Below are 204 nucleotides of genomic sequence, written 5' to 3'. Positions count from 1 at the left end.
AAAAGTGGTGGGCGATACCGGTCTCGAACCAGTGACCCCCTCCTTGTAAGGGAGGTGCTCTCCCAACTGAGCTAATCGCCCGATGCACCTGAAAAGGTATTCGGATTTATTTAAACACTAAAATTAAGTGGTGGGCGATACCGGTCTCGAACCAGTGACCCCCTCCTTGTAAGGGAGGTGCTCTCCCAACTGAGCTAATCGCCC

The 204-nt window shown here is 52.5% G+C and carries 2 tRNA genes; both read right to left on the bottom strand.

The features are described from left to right. Window positions 1–5: 5 nt before the first annotated feature. Window positions 6–81: transfer RNA gene (locus QP437_RS10600), tRNA-Val, on the bottom strand. 47 nt (window positions 82–128) lie between these two features. Then, window positions 129–204 (bottom strand) — tRNA-Val (locus QP437_RS10595).

Origin of the sequence: Haemophilus sp. UMB1048, assembly GCF_030218125.1 — a bacterium.
GTDB lineage: Bacteria > Pseudomonadota > Gammaproteobacteria > Enterobacterales > Pasteurellaceae > Haemophilus_D.
This window is presented reverse-complemented; position numbering and strand designations above follow the sequence as displayed.